At 31.0% G+C, this 14,096-nt stretch carries 18 protein-coding genes and 1 riboswitch; of the genes, 1 reads left to right on the plus strand and 17 read right to left on the minus strand.

Going from position 1 to position 14,096, the window contains the following annotated elements:
- Nucleotides 1–6: 6 nt before the first annotated feature.
- The 11 genes from GKG00_RS02150 to GKG00_RS02200 all read right to left on the minus strand — a co-directional run bounded on the left by GKG00_RS02150 (nucleotide 7) and on the right by GKG00_RS02200 (nucleotide 7,889).
- Entirely contained in the window at nucleotides 7–870 is an 864-nt protein-coding gene (locus GKG00_RS02150) for a VirB6/TrbL-like conjugal transfer protein, CD1112 family (RefSeq protein ID WP_025194490.1), read from the minus strand.
- A 1-nt stretch (nucleotide 871) separates the two neighbouring features.
- The gene (locus GKG00_RS02155) at nucleotides 872–1,087 is read right to left on the minus strand and encodes a Maff2 family mobile element protein (protein WP_002838961.1); all 216 of its coding nucleotides are present in this window, start codon (nucleotides 1,085–1,087) and stop codon (nucleotides 872–874) included.
- A complete protein-coding gene (locus GKG00_RS02160; RefSeq protein WP_154254044.1) occupies nucleotides 1,088–1,411 on the minus strand; it encodes a single-stranded DNA-binding protein in 324 nt (107 codons plus the stop codon). It lies immediately after the preceding gene.
- Nucleotides 1,412–1,602: 191 nt separating this feature from the next.
- The gene (locus GKG00_RS02165; protein ID WP_072470443.1) at nucleotides 1,603–2,466 is read right to left on the minus strand and encodes an Abi family protein; all 864 of its coding nucleotides are present in this window, start codon (nucleotides 2,464–2,466) and stop codon (nucleotides 1,603–1,605) included.
- Nucleotides 2,467–2,622: 156 nt separating this feature from the next.
- Nucleotides 2,623–4,410, minus strand: a complete 1,788-nt coding sequence (locus GKG00_RS02170) for a type IV secretory system conjugative DNA transfer family protein (protein ID WP_346962827.1) — start codon at nucleotides 4,408–4,410, stop codon at nucleotides 2,623–2,625.
- A 59-nt stretch (nucleotides 4,411–4,469) separates the two neighbouring features.
- Nucleotides 4,470–4,676: a hypothetical protein gene (locus GKG00_RS09090; protein WP_004829710.1), complete on the minus strand. Its 207-nt coding sequence runs from the start codon at nucleotides 4,674–4,676 to the stop codon at nucleotides 4,470–4,472.
- 198 nt (nucleotides 4,677–4,874) lie between these two features.
- Complete coding sequence (locus GKG00_RS02180) at nucleotides 4,875–5,366, minus strand: PcfB family protein (RefSeq protein WP_004837287.1); 492 nt, start codon at nucleotides 5,364–5,366, stop codon at nucleotides 4,875–4,877.
- A 4-nt stretch (nucleotides 5,367–5,370) separates the two neighbouring features.
- A complete protein-coding gene (locus tag GKG00_RS02185) occupies nucleotides 5,371–6,237 on the minus strand; it encodes an ATP-binding protein (RefSeq protein WP_154254045.1) in 867 nt (288 codons plus the stop codon).
- Nucleotides 6,238–6,251: 14 nt separating this feature from the next.
- Entirely contained in the window at nucleotides 6,252–7,229 is a 978-nt protein-coding gene (locus tag GKG00_RS02190; RefSeq protein WP_154254047.1) for a replication initiator protein A, read from the minus strand.
- 86 nt (nucleotides 7,230–7,315) lie between these two features.
- Entirely contained in the window at nucleotides 7,316–7,606 is a 291-nt protein-coding gene (locus tag GKG00_RS09030; RefSeq protein ID WP_094210146.1) for a CD1845 family protein, read from the minus strand.
- A 43-nt stretch (nucleotides 7,607–7,649) separates the two neighbouring features.
- Nucleotides 7,650–7,889 carry a hypothetical protein gene (locus GKG00_RS02200; protein WP_154254049.1) on the minus strand — a complete coding sequence of 80 codons (240 nt, stop codon included), beginning with the start codon at nucleotides 7,887–7,889 and terminating at the stop codon, nucleotides 7,650–7,652.
- 87 nt (nucleotides 7,890–7,976) lie between these two features.
- Here GKG00_RS02200 and GKG00_RS02205 point away from each other — a divergent pair, with 87 nt between their 5' ends.
- The gene (locus GKG00_RS02205) at nucleotides 7,977–8,531 is read left to right on the plus strand and encodes a CD3072 family TudS-related putative desulfidase (RefSeq protein ID WP_094208113.1); all 555 of its coding nucleotides are present in this window, start codon (nucleotides 7,977–7,979) and stop codon (nucleotides 8,529–8,531) included.
- Nucleotides 8,532–8,588: 57 nt separating this feature from the next.
- On the opposite strand, the gene GKG00_RS02210 is transcribed toward GKG00_RS02205, so the two are convergent.
- The 6 genes from GKG00_RS02210 to pflA form a co-directional block, all read right to left on the minus strand.
- Nucleotides 8,589–9,119 carry a hypothetical protein gene (locus GKG00_RS02210; protein ID WP_154254050.1) on the minus strand — a complete coding sequence of 177 codons (531 nt, stop codon included), beginning with the start codon at nucleotides 9,117–9,119 and terminating at the stop codon, nucleotides 8,589–8,591.
- On the minus strand, nucleotides 9,119–9,421 hold the full coding sequence (locus GKG00_RS02215; RefSeq protein WP_154254052.1) for an MTH1187 family thiamine-binding protein: 303 nt from the start codon (nucleotides 9,419–9,421) through the stop codon (nucleotides 9,119–9,121). Before GKG00_RS02215 ends, GKG00_RS02210 begins: the two co-directional genes overlap by 1 nt.
- Before the next feature lie 19 nt (nucleotides 9,422–9,440).
- On the minus strand, nucleotides 9,441–10,310 hold the full coding sequence (locus tag GKG00_RS02220; protein ID WP_154254054.1) for a serine hydrolase: 870 nt from the start codon (nucleotides 10,308–10,310) through the stop codon (nucleotides 9,441–9,443).
- Nucleotides 10,311–10,727: 417 nt separating this feature from the next.
- The gene (locus GKG00_RS02230) at nucleotides 10,728–11,897 is read right to left on the minus strand and encodes a cation:proton antiporter (RefSeq protein WP_154254055.1); all 1,170 of its coding nucleotides are present in this window, start codon (nucleotides 11,895–11,897) and stop codon (nucleotides 10,728–10,730) included.
- Between the two features lie 40 nt (nucleotides 11,898–11,937).
- Nucleotides 11,938–12,012: riboswitch (Fluoride riboswitch) on the minus strand.
- Nucleotides 12,009–12,425, minus strand: coding sequence for a hypothetical protein (locus GKG00_RS02235; RefSeq protein WP_154254057.1), 417 nt, complete (start codon nucleotides 12,423–12,425; stop codon nucleotides 12,009–12,011). It overlaps the preceding riboswitch by 4 nt.
- Before the next feature lie 71 nt (nucleotides 12,426–12,496).
- Complete coding sequence (pflA, locus tag GKG00_RS02240; RefSeq protein ID WP_154254059.1) at nucleotides 12,497–14,002, minus strand: pyruvate formate-lyase-activating protein; 1,506 nt, start codon at nucleotides 14,000–14,002, stop codon at nucleotides 12,497–12,499.
- Nucleotides 14,003–14,096: the final 94 nt, after the last annotated feature.

Consider the following 14,096-nt stretch of genomic DNA (forward strand, 5'->3'; position numbering starts at 1 on the left):
TTTTTATTAATGAGCATTTAAAATTGATTTTGCAATACTTCCTGATTTCATCATAGTTATACCAAGTATTAAGGTGTATCCTAGTAATTCAAAAATACTTTTGTGTATGTCTGATATATTTAAAGTCTTAACAAGTACGGCATAAATTCCTACGCATATAAGTAGGAATAAACCTTGCAAGCCAAGTGCGAAGAGCCCTCTTATATAGTTTGTTCCAATACTTCCCCATTCTTTATTGCCCATTGTGGCAAAAGGTATGGCGCAAACTGAAGTATAAATATATATTTCTATCATCCTGCCGTATAGAATAACTGTAATGAGTATTGATATCCCTTGAATTATCATCTTTACAATTGCTGTCTCTAATACTATAGTCATTAATTTTCCTATTGACTCTCCTTTTAGGCTATCTACCATATTAGCTATATCACCTGGAGAAACTTTTGCACTAGCATTTGCCACACCTGCTGCCTTTCCTATTAAATTCTGTGCCACATCAAATACTGCCATAGAAAAGTCAAAAGCATGAGATACAAGCCATACTGCTATCCACATTTTTATCATATATTTAAAAAAATCAAAGGTATCTGTGTCATGCATATTATTTTTGTTCATTACCATTTGAATTAATTCAATACATAGTACAGCCGTTATGATAAGACCTGCTATGGGAAGTATAACATTTTCTGAAATAGACTTTATGAAGTGGAAAACCTCCGAGTTCCATCCACTCGGAGTCTTTCCTACCTCATTTGCTATCGTTGATACTTTGTCATTTATATCAAGGAGCATTCCGCTTAAATTTTCCTTGATCATATCAATAAGTATCTCCGAAAAAAACTCTTTGATCTTATCTACTATATTAAACATTTTATTTTAACACGTTTGCTAATAGCGGTATTAGTTTTAAACCTATGAGTACAATTCCCCCTCCAGCCATAAGCTGCTTAATACCTTGAGATTTAGCACCAGGGTTGTCATTCCCATAACCTTCCATCAGATTGATAACACCCCATGCTCCAAGCCCTGCACCAATTGCTGTAACTAATATTTTTAATACATTTACTGCTTGTGTAAAAAATTCCATTTATATTTCCTCCTCTTTTTCTTCTTTTTTAATTTTATTTATGTGCTTTACGATAAAATTTTTAAATGTCTTGTCTTCTTTTTTTGTTTCCTTAAAATATCCAAAAATATGGATGTATTCTCCACTTTTAAATTCCTTCACACTTTTTGCCTTTTCTCCGTAGAGATTACAGTAGATATATTCTTTTTTAACCTTTTCTTCTTCTTTGTTCTTTCTAACTATTGTGAAGTTAGCTACTTCTTTTTCTCCTTCCTTTGTATCTATTGCAGTTGTTTTTATTTCTCCTACTAGATTTCCGTTAATATTTAGCATTTCTCTTTCCATTTGTTCTATCTCCTTTATTCCATAAAAAAAGCGATAGTTTTTTCTATCGCTTCTACTTCTAATTGATTAATATTTCATTTTTCTCTGTATCTTATTTTTTCGGCTCATCTCGTATATATTTCATTTTTCCTCCATTGGGCATAAAAAAACACCGAAATATTTTTTTTCGGTGTAAATTTCTCTATTTAATTTTATGGTTTTAGTAATTCTTTCCAGTTTTCTATAAAGCCAACATGTCTTAATTCAATATTTTCATATCTTGCTATTAGTGCTGTTAGATCATGATAAAAATTTTTGTAATTTTCTTCTTCAGAAACTATTTTAAGATTAACTAATGTAGCAAATATTGTATTGTTTGAAATATTATTTTTTAAATATTCTTTATATAGCTTTGGTGATTTTGTAAGCTTTGCTCCATATAGCCTGCCATAATGGGCACATATATTTCTTATATAGGCAAAATTTTCTATCCAAGATTCAAAGTAATGGTAGTCTGTATGAAAGACTTTTGCAATTTTACTTTTATCTTCATTTTTCATATTCTTATACATTTTAGATAAAGTTCCAAAACTTGCCACTTCTATCACTGCATAGAGTGGAATTTCTCCACCTTCATAATTGTCTTTAAAGTTTTTTATAAATGGTGAGCGTCTATTTCTTTTAACTTCCCTTGCTAATTCTTCTAGTACCCTTTCTTGTTCCTTTTGTTTCTCAAAATTATTCATATCTTTATATGAAAAGTTCCCATATCTTAAAGAAAAATAGTTTGTGATAACCGCTCTTAAAGAAACTTCAATATGCTCTATTGTTTCAAATATAAGCTGTCTAAGTTCTCTATCAAATTTATATAAACTTACAATATCTTCAAAACTTGTTCCTGATATATATCTTCCATCTTTTTTTAATGTGATACTATAAGCTTTAATCAGCCTGTAATAGGATATTCTTCCAAGAATTTTCTTAGCATAAGTTTTATCTTCTACTAAAAGTCCTAAGTCTATTAAGTTTTTTACTTGATTTTCTATACTAATCGGTTCTTGATGAATTTTTTTCATTTTTTCTCCTAAAATCAAATGACCCGACTTGGTCCGCATTGTTAAGAGGCGTGTCGGGTACTGTTGACATTATTATATGTTATAAAATATTTTTTGTCAAGTATTTTCTTTTAATCTTTCCTAAATATCTATCTTACTTCTTATTTAATTTTAAATTTATTCATCTAATATTTCAACTACCATACTCTCTTTTAACTTAACCTCATCTTTTCTCTGTAGGTATTTCTCTATGTCAAATATATTTCTCTTATCATAATCTTCAAGGAACTTATAATTCTTATGCTTGGTTATGTCAAATTTATCTGAAAGAAATGGTCTAACTCCTCTTAATTGGTAGATACATTTCCCACCATCCATTACAGTTATTTCATCTTGGCTCATTAATTCTTTTCCAGTTTTTTGATAGTTTAAACCAAAACTCTTTTGATTCGATCTTGTTTCTGATATGTTATATAGGTCTATTGTTTCTTTTCCCAAACTTTCAGATAATTCTTTTAATGTTGTTCTTTCTTTGCCTCCTAAAAATAACGTCGAATCACAATTGCCAACTATGGTATCTGCATTATCTTTATAGATACTTTTTAGTTGTGATTGTGCTTGTAATATTATGCAAGCTGATATTTCTCTACTTCTAATAGTTGCTATCAGCTTTTCAAATTTAGGAATTAAGCCGATATTTGCGAATTCATCAAGTAGGCATCTCACATGAACAGGAAGTCTTCCGCCATATTCATCATCTGCTTTATCACATAATAGATTAAATAATTGTGAGTACATTATTGATACTACAAAGTTAAATGTATCATCTGTATCCGATATTATTACGAATAAAGCTGTTTTCTTTTCTCCAAGTGTATCAAGTTCCAGTTCATCTTCTTTCATTAAGTCCCTAAGTTCCTGAATATCAAATGGAGCAAGCCTTGCTCCACAGGATATAAGGATTGATTTGGCAGTTTTTCCTGCTGCAAGTTTGTATTTCTTATATTGTTTTACTGCGAAATGGTTTGGCTTTTCTTTTTCTAATGCTTCAAACATATAGTCTACTGCATTTTTAAAATTTTCATCTTCTTCTCTTACCTCACTTGCATCTATCATAGCAAGTAGAGTTGTAAAGTTCTGTTCTTCTTTAGGAGCTTCATAAAAAATATATCCAATTAAGGCTGTATAGTAGAGTTTTTCAGCTTTTACCCAGAAATCCTCAGTTGATTTTTCTCCTTCTCCCTTAGTATTTGCAATTATTGTTTGTACTAATTTCAAAATATCTTTTTCACTTTTCAAGTATGCAAAGGGATTATATCTCATGGATTTTTTAAAGTTTATTGTATTTAGTATTTTTATCTCATATCCATTTCTTTCCAACATTTTTCCGCATTCCAAGACTAATGTTCCTTTTGGATCGGTCACTACATATGAAGAGTGCATTTGCATGAGATTCGGCTTTACAAAGAACCTTGTTTTACCACTTCCAGAACCTCCAATTACCAATACATTTTTATTCCTAGCATATTTTGGATTTTTAGGTCTATTGTTCATGGTAAGTCTTTCAGTTTGAGTTAGTAGCACATTGTTTTCAAACTTCTTGTCAATGTATGGCTCAATATCTTTTTCATTTCCCCATCTTGCCGATCCATATTCTCTGCCCTCTCTAAACTTTTTTGCTTTTTTCTTTTTCTGTATAAGGATTAACTTGATAACTACTGATAGAATTAGACCGGGTATCAGGTTTTTTATTTTTAATGATGGAATATATTTTAAAGTATCTATTTGACTAAAAGCCACTAGAATTCTATCTATTATATCTCCTCCTACATAAGAGTTGACATGGCTTGCAAAGATATTTCCTATATAAAAAAATAAGAGGTAAGGAAAATTTTCTAATACAAATTTCTTCTTATCTCTTATCTTAAAAACATTTTTTATATCTTTTATTATTTCATTTAGTATTTTCGAATTAATCACTTCCTCTCCATAAAAAAGAGTAGATTTCTCTACCCATTAGTATTTTATTTATCTTTTTTATATCTTATTACTGGAACTTGTTTTATTTTTTTACCTATCTTTTTTCTTTCCAAGACAAACATCATATTTTCATTTCTTTTAAAATATCCTAGATCTTTATGATAGCTTATACCACACTTGCAATGTAATAGACCTATAAACTGTTGCTTCATCTTTGAGTTACATATGGGACATATTCTTTTATGTGTCATTTTAAACCACCATTATACTTATATTTTACTTTCAAAGGTATTTTTTTAGTTTCTTTCCTAATGCTTCTGCTCTCATTTTTTATCTATAGATAAGAGAAATTCTTCTACTGGATGACTCCCATTTTCTTTTTCATAGTATTCAACGATAAAACTATTCATACCTTCTCATCATATATATTATATATCCAAGTGCTTTTATTATAAACTTTGTTCCTGATGCTTATGTTTAACCTTATCTCTGTCAATAGTATCTTTGACTTTATCCTTGAAGTTATTAAGCCTTTCTATTAAAGATTTTCTTTTTCTTGACTTATCTTTAGTAAATTTCTGGACTGTCTTTTTAAAAGCTTGTTCCATTACTTTTATATCTTTTGCTTGAAAAAAGATAATGTTGTTTCCATTTTCTAAATCTTTCTTTATGGAAAATTTAACCCCATATCTTTTTAATTCTTTTTTCAATGCTTTTAAGTCTATGTCATTTAATTCTAAGGTTTCTACTTTACCTTTTTTTACAAGGTCTTTTACTTTTACTTTTTTAAATTTTTCTAAGGGTCTTGAATGTTCTGTCTGCGCTTTATGTTTATTTATTTCTAATATTTTCTTCATCAAATTTATAACTTGCTTGGCTGTAACTATCCCCGCTTTTTTTACTATGGCTATTGTTCTGCTATTTATATCATCATTTTGCATTCACTCACCTACTTTCATTTTTTTTTAATATTTCATAGGCTAATTTTGATTTCTCCTTCATTTTTTCTATTCTTCTATTTTCTCCTGTAAATATAATGGGACTGCATATTTCAAGTATCCTTGAGTAAATTCTTTTATCTTTTATAGTTTCAGGATTAGTTAAAGCTGATATATTTAAGTTTGTTGTTATAATTAGAGGTTTCCCACTTCTATATCTACTATCTATTATGTTAAAGATATGCTCAGCTGCAAAATCTGTATCTCTTTCCATTCCAAAATCATCAATAATTAATAGTTTCTTATGATTTAGGTTATCTATATACTTGCTCTTATCAATCTCAAAGTTAGTCATATCATTTAAAATTACAGAAAAATTTGTCATTTTGACTGATATTTCTTTTTCTAGTAAAGCATTTGCTATGGCACTTGCAAAGTAAGTTTTCCCACAACCAACATTCCCTGTGAGAATTAACCCTATATTGTTTTCATATATTTCATCAAATTTTTCAACATAGTTTTTTGCTACTTTTTCATGCTCACTGTCTTTGTCCATATTTTTAAAATTCCAATTTAATAGGATAGGATCAGAAAAACACTCTTTTTTTAAGTGTTCAATTTTCAAAAGCCTTTTATTTTCTTTTCTTTTTTCTTCCTCTAATTTTTGTCTTTCTTTTTTACATTGACATAAAATACCAACTTTTTTTATTTCTCCAAAGAAGTCTATTTCTTTTTCAATTGGTGTTTTACATTTTGCACAATATTTTAATCCTGTTTCTTGATCTATATAACTCCTATTTTCTTCATCTTTTGATGGACTATTTGTTTCTGCATTTTTTATTTTCTGTTCTAGGATTTCTTTTATTAATTCCATATGCTCCTCTCCTATCAAGTATTTAAAATTTCTCTCCATATATCCTCATCGTTACTATAGTCATAGTTTTCTCTTTTCTGATCTTCTCTCTTTATGACTTCTATGTTTCTAATACTTTCATCTGCATTGTATAAGAGAGTCAGTAGATAGGCATTAATGTTTCTAATATCCTTTGGAGCATTTTCTCTTAGGTATTTCAAAACATAGTCTATGTGTTTATAGTTAAGACTTAGAAATCTTTCTTTAAAATTTTCATTTGATATATGCCTCCCTCCTATTTTAATGTTTGTAAAGCTAGTTAAGGCTTTTACAAGTACATTTATCATCACATCTACTTGCTTCTTTTCTTCTATTCTTACTTTTTCAAAGGTTTCATAAGATATATTCTTTTTTATAGTTTCTTTTAATTCTTCCTCCTCCAAAATTTTTTTTGATTTTTCTCCTAGCTTTTCTAAGGGGGATATGGGGGTGGTATTATTAAAATCAGTATTATTAGTTTCAGTATTATTAATATTAGTATTATTAGAGTCCTCTTTTGAAACTTCTTGAGGTTTGTTTTCTAAACTTCCTGAAGTTTGTTTTTTAAACTTCTTGAGGTTTGCTTTTGAAACTTCTGTAGTTTTATTATTTTCTGTGTAAATAAAGTTCTTTACATAGAGTAAATTTGGTTTTCCAAGTCCTAACCTCTTTTTTTCTAATAATCCTATTTCTTCAATTTCTTTCATTACTTTAACCGACTTATTTCTTCCCCAATTTAATACTTCCATAATTTCTTCTATGGTATAGATGATGTATACCTTGTTTTCTTCATCTAACCATTTATTCTTAATTGACAAGCTCATTCTATCGAGTAGAATTCCATAAAGAATTTTTGCTTCTACGGATAGTTTTTTAAAATTTAAGTCGGTGAATAAAGTTTTGGGAATCCTAAAAAATGAATATTGTTCTGCTTCATTGCCATAATAGTATTCAAATTTAACTATTTCTTTCATCATAGCCCCCTTTCTTTTCATATAAAAAGAGATAGCTTTGATTTTGCTATCTCTTTTTCATCGTTTTAATCTATTTATTTTTATATTTAAATTGCTTTTATTCTTTCATTCACCTCTTCTATCACTTCTATAATAAAATATCCTAGCACTGGTAAACCATAAGGACTAAAAAGATATGCTAGTATAATTGCCTCTATAGCAAGTGCTTTTTCTCCATGATAAACAGATCCTAAAAATCCCATAATAGCGATAAATGAAATCAGTTTGAAAAATATTGTGCTGAGACCTAATACAAACGTTAAAAATAGAGTGATGATACTTAACGCTATACTAATAGGAAACAATATGATTTTGAAAAAAACTCTAAATATTATCATATTATCTTCAATCCTTATTACTTATGTTTTCTTTTCTTTTTTGTTAATTTAATAAAAAAGATGACAGACTTAATCCTAAATCGTCTTGTTTAAAAGTTTTGTGGAAGCCTTTAAACTTTGATTTTAATGGATTTATTGTATCTGTCATCATTATATCACTGTCCCCGGCTCCATTTCTACCCAAAACAGAAGTGATGACTCCTTCTTTGAATTCATAATTTACTTCGTCGAGTACCAATTTATCATCGTATTTTTTAGTCAAATTTTTGATTACTAATTTCATTTTATCCTCCTGTTTACTATTGTATTAATTATACCATACATTTGGTGTATTATTAAAATATGCTATAATTATTTTACAGAGGTGCGTATGCAAGAATATAAAAATATAATTTTGGTGTCACATTGTTTATTGAATGAACTTGCTGTTGTAAAAAACGATGCTGGCAGAAAAGATAATTTGAGTTTGATCAAAAATTTAATGAAAATGAACGTTGGAATATTCCAATTACCTTGTCCAGAAAATAGAATGTACGGGCCCAATCGCTGGGGAAGTGTGTACGAACAATTCGACAATAATTTTTACAGACAAACTAGCCGTGATTTATTAAGTCCAATCGTCAACGAAATCTCCGATTATATCAAGGACGGAGTAAATTTTTTGGGAGTTATAGGAATAGACGGTTCTCCTAGCTGTGGAATCGGGCTTACTTGCAAATCAGAAGAATTCAAAGGAGAAATCTCCGCTATAAAAGACATTGCTCATTGTGTAAATTCCGTAGAAATGACAGATGACAAGGGAGTCTTCATGGAAGAATTGGAAAAATTATTCGAAAACAAAAATATCGAGTCAAAATTTTACGGCTATAACGACAGAAACGTAGATGAAATAACAGAAAAAATCGAACAATCTATAAAAAAATAACGCATTCAAAAACTGTGTGAAGTCAAATTCACACAGTTTTTTATTGAAATTAAATTATCAGCTGAACAAATTATAAAACACATTCGTCGGTATCAAAAACAGATACGGTGCTGTTATTATTGCCAATGTCAAAGAAACTTTTTTGATTTGAGATTCTGACAAATCAGTATTTCTGAATGAAAATTTGCGGTTGAATATATACACCAAAAATCCTGCAAACATTACTGCTAGAACCATAACCAAAATTCCCCAAGGCGTTTCGTAATAATCGTTCATTATCGGAATTGAAATATTATCGTAGAACCATTTTGCAATATTATTTCTTGTTCCATTAATCCCGAATGATAAAACCATCAATACCGCCGTAGCGATAATGTCTGCGACAAATCCAAGTGCAACTGTTTTTGCGATCGATTTTTTTATAACCTCCATCGGTTTTTCTATTTTAATTAATTTCAACGCCAACAAAGTTACCAAGAAATCCACCAAAATATTCAACGGTACAATCGCAATCCAAGTTATAGGATAAAGCCACACAATCCAGACTGGAAATATCACATTATACAGTTTTATAGATTTTTTGTTCATTATTTTAACCTTTTATTCACAGAATCCAGTTTTTGCTCAAATGATGCATCCTTATCTCTTCTGTCGTCAATTTTAATCACAGAATACACTCTGTCCACACCTTCGTTAAACACCTCTTCTTGCATATCTCTAACAGCTTTCAACAATTCGTCGATGTCTCCTTGCATCACAGTTCCCATTGGATTTAATTCAACTTTTATATTTTCTTTATTTCTCACATTATCGTAAGCTTTCGCAACGTATTGTGATAAACTTGTAGTTTGTGTTCCTATTGGAACTAATGTTAATTCTAAAATAGCCATTGTAATCTCCTTATAAATCTTATAAATTCTTCAAAATCTTAATCGTATCTTGGATTTGTCCATCTCCAGGATTTTTAATATCGTCAAAATCAACACCCATCACAATAATGATGTATTTCTTGCTATTTTTTTCGGACAAAGTTGCCCAACAAAGCCCTGCTTTTTCCGTAGTACCACTTTTGCCGCCAATAATTTTGAAGCCATCTTGATCATAATCTTTCAATCTCCCAAGAACTGTACTTTCGATTTCAATTCCTTTTGGATGATCCAAAGTTTTAGTAGAAGTGTACTTATCAGTCGTGAAAATCTTGTAGAATTTTTCATTTTTCAATGAATTTTTCAACAAAAACGCCATATCTTTTGCACTCGAATAATGATCATCCTCATCCATTCCTTCAGGATTTTTGAAATTCGTATTAGTTAATTCCATATTCTTTGCGTTTTCGTTCATCAAATCCACAAATTTTTCCTTGGAACCACTTGCATTAATAGCCAAGCTGTCTGCACATTCTCCGGCAGAGGCAAGCATTGTTCCATATAGCAAATCCTCAAAAGTAGTGGGCTCATTACCATAAAAACCTGCCATTGAAGCGTTTTGTGCAACAAGTTTTTGGTAACTTTTCTTATCTATCGGAGCTTTTTTATCAAAATCTTCAATTTTTCCTATAGCTGTATACACCGTCATCATCTTAGTCAAAGACGCAGGATACACTTTCTTGTCTGGATTTTTGGAGAAAATTTCCTTCTCATCATCAATTGAGTAAACGTAAATGCAATCCGCATTAAAGCTAAGCTTGTCAAATTTATTCTCGTTTGCAAATTTAAAAATGAAGAACACTCCAACGACAATCAACAGAGTAATCCCTGCTATCTCTAGTTTCTTTTTCATAATTCACCCCGTTTGTTCATTTCAATTATACCACTAATTTTTTCAAATAAATCTCATTTGACATATCTTAACATTTTTATGTTGACATCATTTTTCATTTTGATATGATTTAAATAAATGATTTAGTGATTTAATTATATATCGGAGGTGTTTTAATGAAAAAAATAATCATAATCGCATTGATAATTTGCCTATTAATATATTTCCTTCATGTGCTAAAAAAAATATAATTTAGTACAATTGTGAGTAGAATGTGAGATAACAGACGTTAATACATCTGACAGGATTAAAATAAATATAGATGAAAAACAACTACAAAACAATAATGAATTTCTGAAAGTAACACAAATCGAACTGTTAAACAAAAACTAGAATAAATTGGCTACAACCGCCAATTATTCTAGTTTTTTCAATTTTTTATGTTGTTAACAATTTCTTATACAAATTATCCACCATTATCGCTCCAAATGGTGCAGTAATCAAAATAGAAATAACCGCTACAGTCAATGCCATATCCCCCACTTGCAATCCCATCGATAATGGAATTGCACCGATTGCTGCTTGCACAGTTGCTTTTGGAGTGTATGCTATCATGCAGAACAGTCTTTCTTTTGGTGTTAGTTTTGTTTTTATAACAGATGCGTACACTCCAATCATTCTAAAAATCAATGCACAAATAACCAAAACGACCACCATGATTCCAGAATTTATCGCGTATTTTACATTCACAGTCGCCCCTACTAAAACGAACAAGAATATTTCTGCACCAACCCACAATTTATTGTACTTTTCTGATAATCTTTCAGCCAAATCTTCGTAAATCTTCTTTACAACCATGGACATCGCCATTATTGCGATGAGTCCCGAAAATGGAATCGGAGTAATTTTTTCCAATTCTAAAAGCAAGAACGAAATGCTCAACACAATCAACACTTTTACAGTGTCACGCATGTGAAATCTTTTAAAAAATCTCACCAACACAAATCCTATTCCAGCTCCTACGACACTTCCTATCAAAATAGAAAAAGGAATGGCGATGAATTTGAACATATTGATGTCTCCTGTTTGTGCGAGAGATGTCAGCGATGTGAACACAACTATGCAGAACACATCGTCGCAGCTACTTCCTGCCAAGATAAGTTGTGGAATTTTGTGTTCATCTCCGTAGCCTTGTTCAATTAATTTTATCATTCGTGGAACGACAACTGCAGGAGACACCGCAGCGATAATCGATCCGATTATAAATGCATCCAACACATCCACCTTCAAAAATATCGGTGCTAATATTCCCACAGCGCACATTTCAAAAACTGCCGGCACGAAACACATTAACACCGCAGGTCGTCCGATTTTTTTCAAATCGTCAATGTCCAGTGACAACCCCGCACGAGTCAATATAATCACAAGTGCAATAGTTCTAATTTCAGATGAAATATCCAAAATTTTCTTGTCAATCAGATTCATGGCGAACGGTCCGAGAGTTATTCCCACGATTAAGAATGCCAATATAGGTGGCAATTTTATTTTTTTGAAAAATTTCCCCAATATCAACGACAAAATAATTATAATTGCTATACTTTTTAACATAATTCCTCCATTTATATAATAAAAAAGCTGATGAGATCTGTAAAAAACAGAAGTCATCAGCAAAATTTTTGCGTTTTAGTTACTAACAAGGGAGCACTTCATTCCCCACATCTATTTCCATGAAAGTTCAAACTTACCACATGCTTTGTTGTAGTTAAAAACCAAGCGGTATTTCTCGGATTCGTTCAAATAATCAGAAGAATATCCATTCATCTTGTTTAATTCGAACACTTTGTTGCCCAATGAATCTATGAGGCTAACTGTAACGTTGCCGCTTTCCAATTCATTGTCCAATTTAAAATCGTAAAACCCACTTTTTTTGACTTTGAACACTTTTGTAGCTTTACCGCTAGTTTTTTTCAAACTTGCGTGGATATTGTCCTCCAAAATCCCATGTGTCTGATAAAACCACAAGGCAGACATGCTCCTAAAATATCCAATTCCATTCATATACATAAAGTATACCACTGCAACAATTGCAATTACCGAAAAAATAATTAAATAGCTCGGCTCACCGGGTAAATCCATAATAAAAATCCTCCATATATTTCAAAATTTCTGATAATAATATACCACAACAGAAAGTTTTTTACAATAAACTACAACACCAATTCTTCTAATATTTTGACATTTTTTATAACAATAACCTTGGATCCAATCAAATCGATATATCCAAGCTTTTTGAACTCACCTAGTTTTCTAGTAATAGTTTCTCTTGTTAGCCCAGAATAATTTCCAAGTTCTTCCCTGTTCATCGCAAGTTCTAGCTTTATTCCATCCTTAGTTTCCACGCCCATTGTATCTTTTAATCGTAATAAAAGCGCCGCTGTTTTCATAGTAGCATTGCTAGTGGATAATCTTTGCACCAAATCTTCTGCAAGTCTAATTCTTTCGAAACTTTTCTTCAAAATTTTAGTAAGGGCAAGTGGTGAATTTATCAAATATTTATTGAAAATATCCCTAGGAATCATTATAACTTCACAGTCTGTCAACGCTTGACCCATGTAGATGTATTCCACATCTTCCAAAATATTATGACCACCCACAAAATCATTTTCGTGATACAAATACAAAATTTGTTCTCTTCCATCAATCGTATTGTGAAAAACTTTTATCGTACCTTTGTGGATTACATACATGTTTTCGGCAGAATCTCCAGGCTTAAAGATGTAGTCTTCTGCTTTTAATTTCAAAAACTTCAACTTGTCGATTACCTCATCGTAATCCACATCGTCAATTCCCTTGAAAAGCTCCACATCTTTTATAGCTTCCAACAAGTATTTTTTATCATCTTCCATATTAAATTGCTCCTCTGTTATTTTCCTAGCTTGAAAATTCAAAGCTTCATCACGTCTGCTGTCGCTTACGGTTTTCGCAAATTGTGCATTAACGTATTTTTCAAATTTTTCTGCAACTTTTTTATCCATCGCTTCGACATTTTCAAGGAAGTATTTCCTACCCAAATTTTTGTATTTATATACTCCACCTAAATGATATGGTAAAATTTCAATTCTTTCAACCATATTTTTTATTTTTCCTAAAGATTCTACAAACTTATCCATTTCTTCGTAGTTATCAGTAAATCCAGGAACCATGACATGTCTAGCCCAAATATTTCCACAAAAACCATTAGATTCTAAATTATTTACAAATTCTAGGAAATTCTTCTCTTCCATAAATGTAATTTGCTTGTACAATTTGGAGTCGAAAGCTTTGAAATCAAGTAGCATTGTGTCGATATAAGGAAGAATTTCTGAGTAGTATTTTTTATCGCCAACTCCAGATGTATCCAAGCAAGTGTTGAATCCTTCTTGTTTGAGTCTTTTCACCAATTCTTTTAAGAATTCTCCCTGCAACATAGGTTCTCCTCCAGAAATCGTGACTCCACCTTCTTGTCCGTGATATGGCTTGTATCTTTTCGCTATTTTTATAATTTCATCTACAGTGTATTCTTTTCCACCATGTATATTTTGAGAATCTGGATTGTGGCAGTAAACGCATTTCAATGGACAACCTTGCAAGAAAAATATAGTTCTGTTTCCCGGTCCATCGACAAGTCCCATAGTTTCGATAGAATGCACGTAACCTTTTATTTCATTGTCCATAATTTTCTCCCATCGTCAATAATCATCCCCCGGCGTAGCCGGGGGTTTTTCTCATGCGACCCAAAGGGCCTGTATTACCAGCCACGCCTCAATG

It is taken from the genome of Finegoldia sp. BIOML-A1 (genome assembly GCF_009678325.1).
Taxonomy (GTDB): domain Bacteria; phylum Bacillota; class Clostridia; order Tissierellales; family Peptoniphilaceae; genus Finegoldia; species Finegoldia magna.

Bases quoted from the DNA above. Each gene is read 5' to 3' on its own strand.
- GKG00_RS02150 (WP_025194490.1), bottom strand. From the start codon at position 870: ATGTTTAATATAGTAGATAAGATCAAAGAGTTTTTTTCGGAGATACTT.
- GKG00_RS02155 (WP_002838961.1), bottom strand. From the start codon at position 1,087: ATGGAATTTTTTACACAAGCAGTAAATGTATTAAAAATATTAGTTACA.
- GKG00_RS02160 (WP_154254044.1), bottom strand. From the start codon at position 1,411: ATGGAAAGAGAAATGCTAAATATTAACGGAAATCTAGTAGGAGAAATA.
- GKG00_RS02165 (WP_072470443.1), bottom strand. From the start codon at position 2,466: ATGAAAAAAATTCATCAAGAACCGATTAGTATAGAAAATCAAGTAAAA.
- GKG00_RS09090 (WP_004829710.1), bottom strand. From the start codon at position 4,676: ATGACACATAAAAGAATATGTCCCATATGTAACTCAAAGATGAAGCAA.
- GKG00_RS02180 (WP_004837287.1), bottom strand. From the start codon at position 5,366: ATGCAAAATGATGATATAAATAGCAGAACAATAGCCATAGTAAAAAAA.
- GKG00_RS02185 (WP_154254045.1), bottom strand. From the start codon at position 6,237: ATGGAATTAATAAAAGAAATCCTAGAACAGAAAATAAAAAATGCAGAA.
- GKG00_RS02190 (WP_154254047.1), bottom strand. From the start codon at position 7,229: ATGAAAGAAATAGTTAAATTTGAATACTATTATGGCAATGAAGCAGAA.
- GKG00_RS09030 (WP_094210146.1), bottom strand. From the start codon at position 7,606: ATGATAATATTTAGAGTTTTTTTCAAAATCATATTGTTTCCTATTAGT.
- GKG00_RS02200 (WP_154254049.1), bottom strand. From the start codon at position 7,889: ATGAAATTAGTAATCAAAAATTTGACTAAAAAATACGATGATAAATTG.
- GKG00_RS02205 (WP_094208113.1), top strand. From the start codon at position 7,977: ATGCAAGAATATAAAAATATAATTTTGGTGTCACATTGTTTATTGAAT.
- GKG00_RS02210 (WP_154254050.1), bottom strand. From the start codon at position 9,119: ATGAACAAAAAATCTATAAAACTGTATAATGTGATATTTCCAGTCTGG.
- GKG00_RS02215 (WP_154254052.1), bottom strand. From the start codon at position 9,421: ATGGCTATTTTAGAATTAACATTAGTTCCAATAGGAACACAAACTACA.
- GKG00_RS02220 (WP_154254054.1), bottom strand. From the start codon at position 10,310: ATGAAAAAGAAACTAGAGATAGCAGGGATTACTCTGTTGATTGTCGTT.
- GKG00_RS02230 (WP_154254055.1), bottom strand. From the start codon at position 11,897: ATGTTAAAAAGTATAGCAATTATAATTATTTTGTCGTTGATATTGGGG.
- GKG00_RS02235 (WP_154254057.1), bottom strand. From the start codon at position 12,425: ATGGATTTACCCGGTGAGCCGAGCTATTTAATTATTTTTTCGGTAATT.
- pflA (WP_154254059.1), bottom strand. From the start codon at position 14,002: ATGGACAATGAAATAAAAGGTTACGTGCATTCTATCGAAACTATGGGA.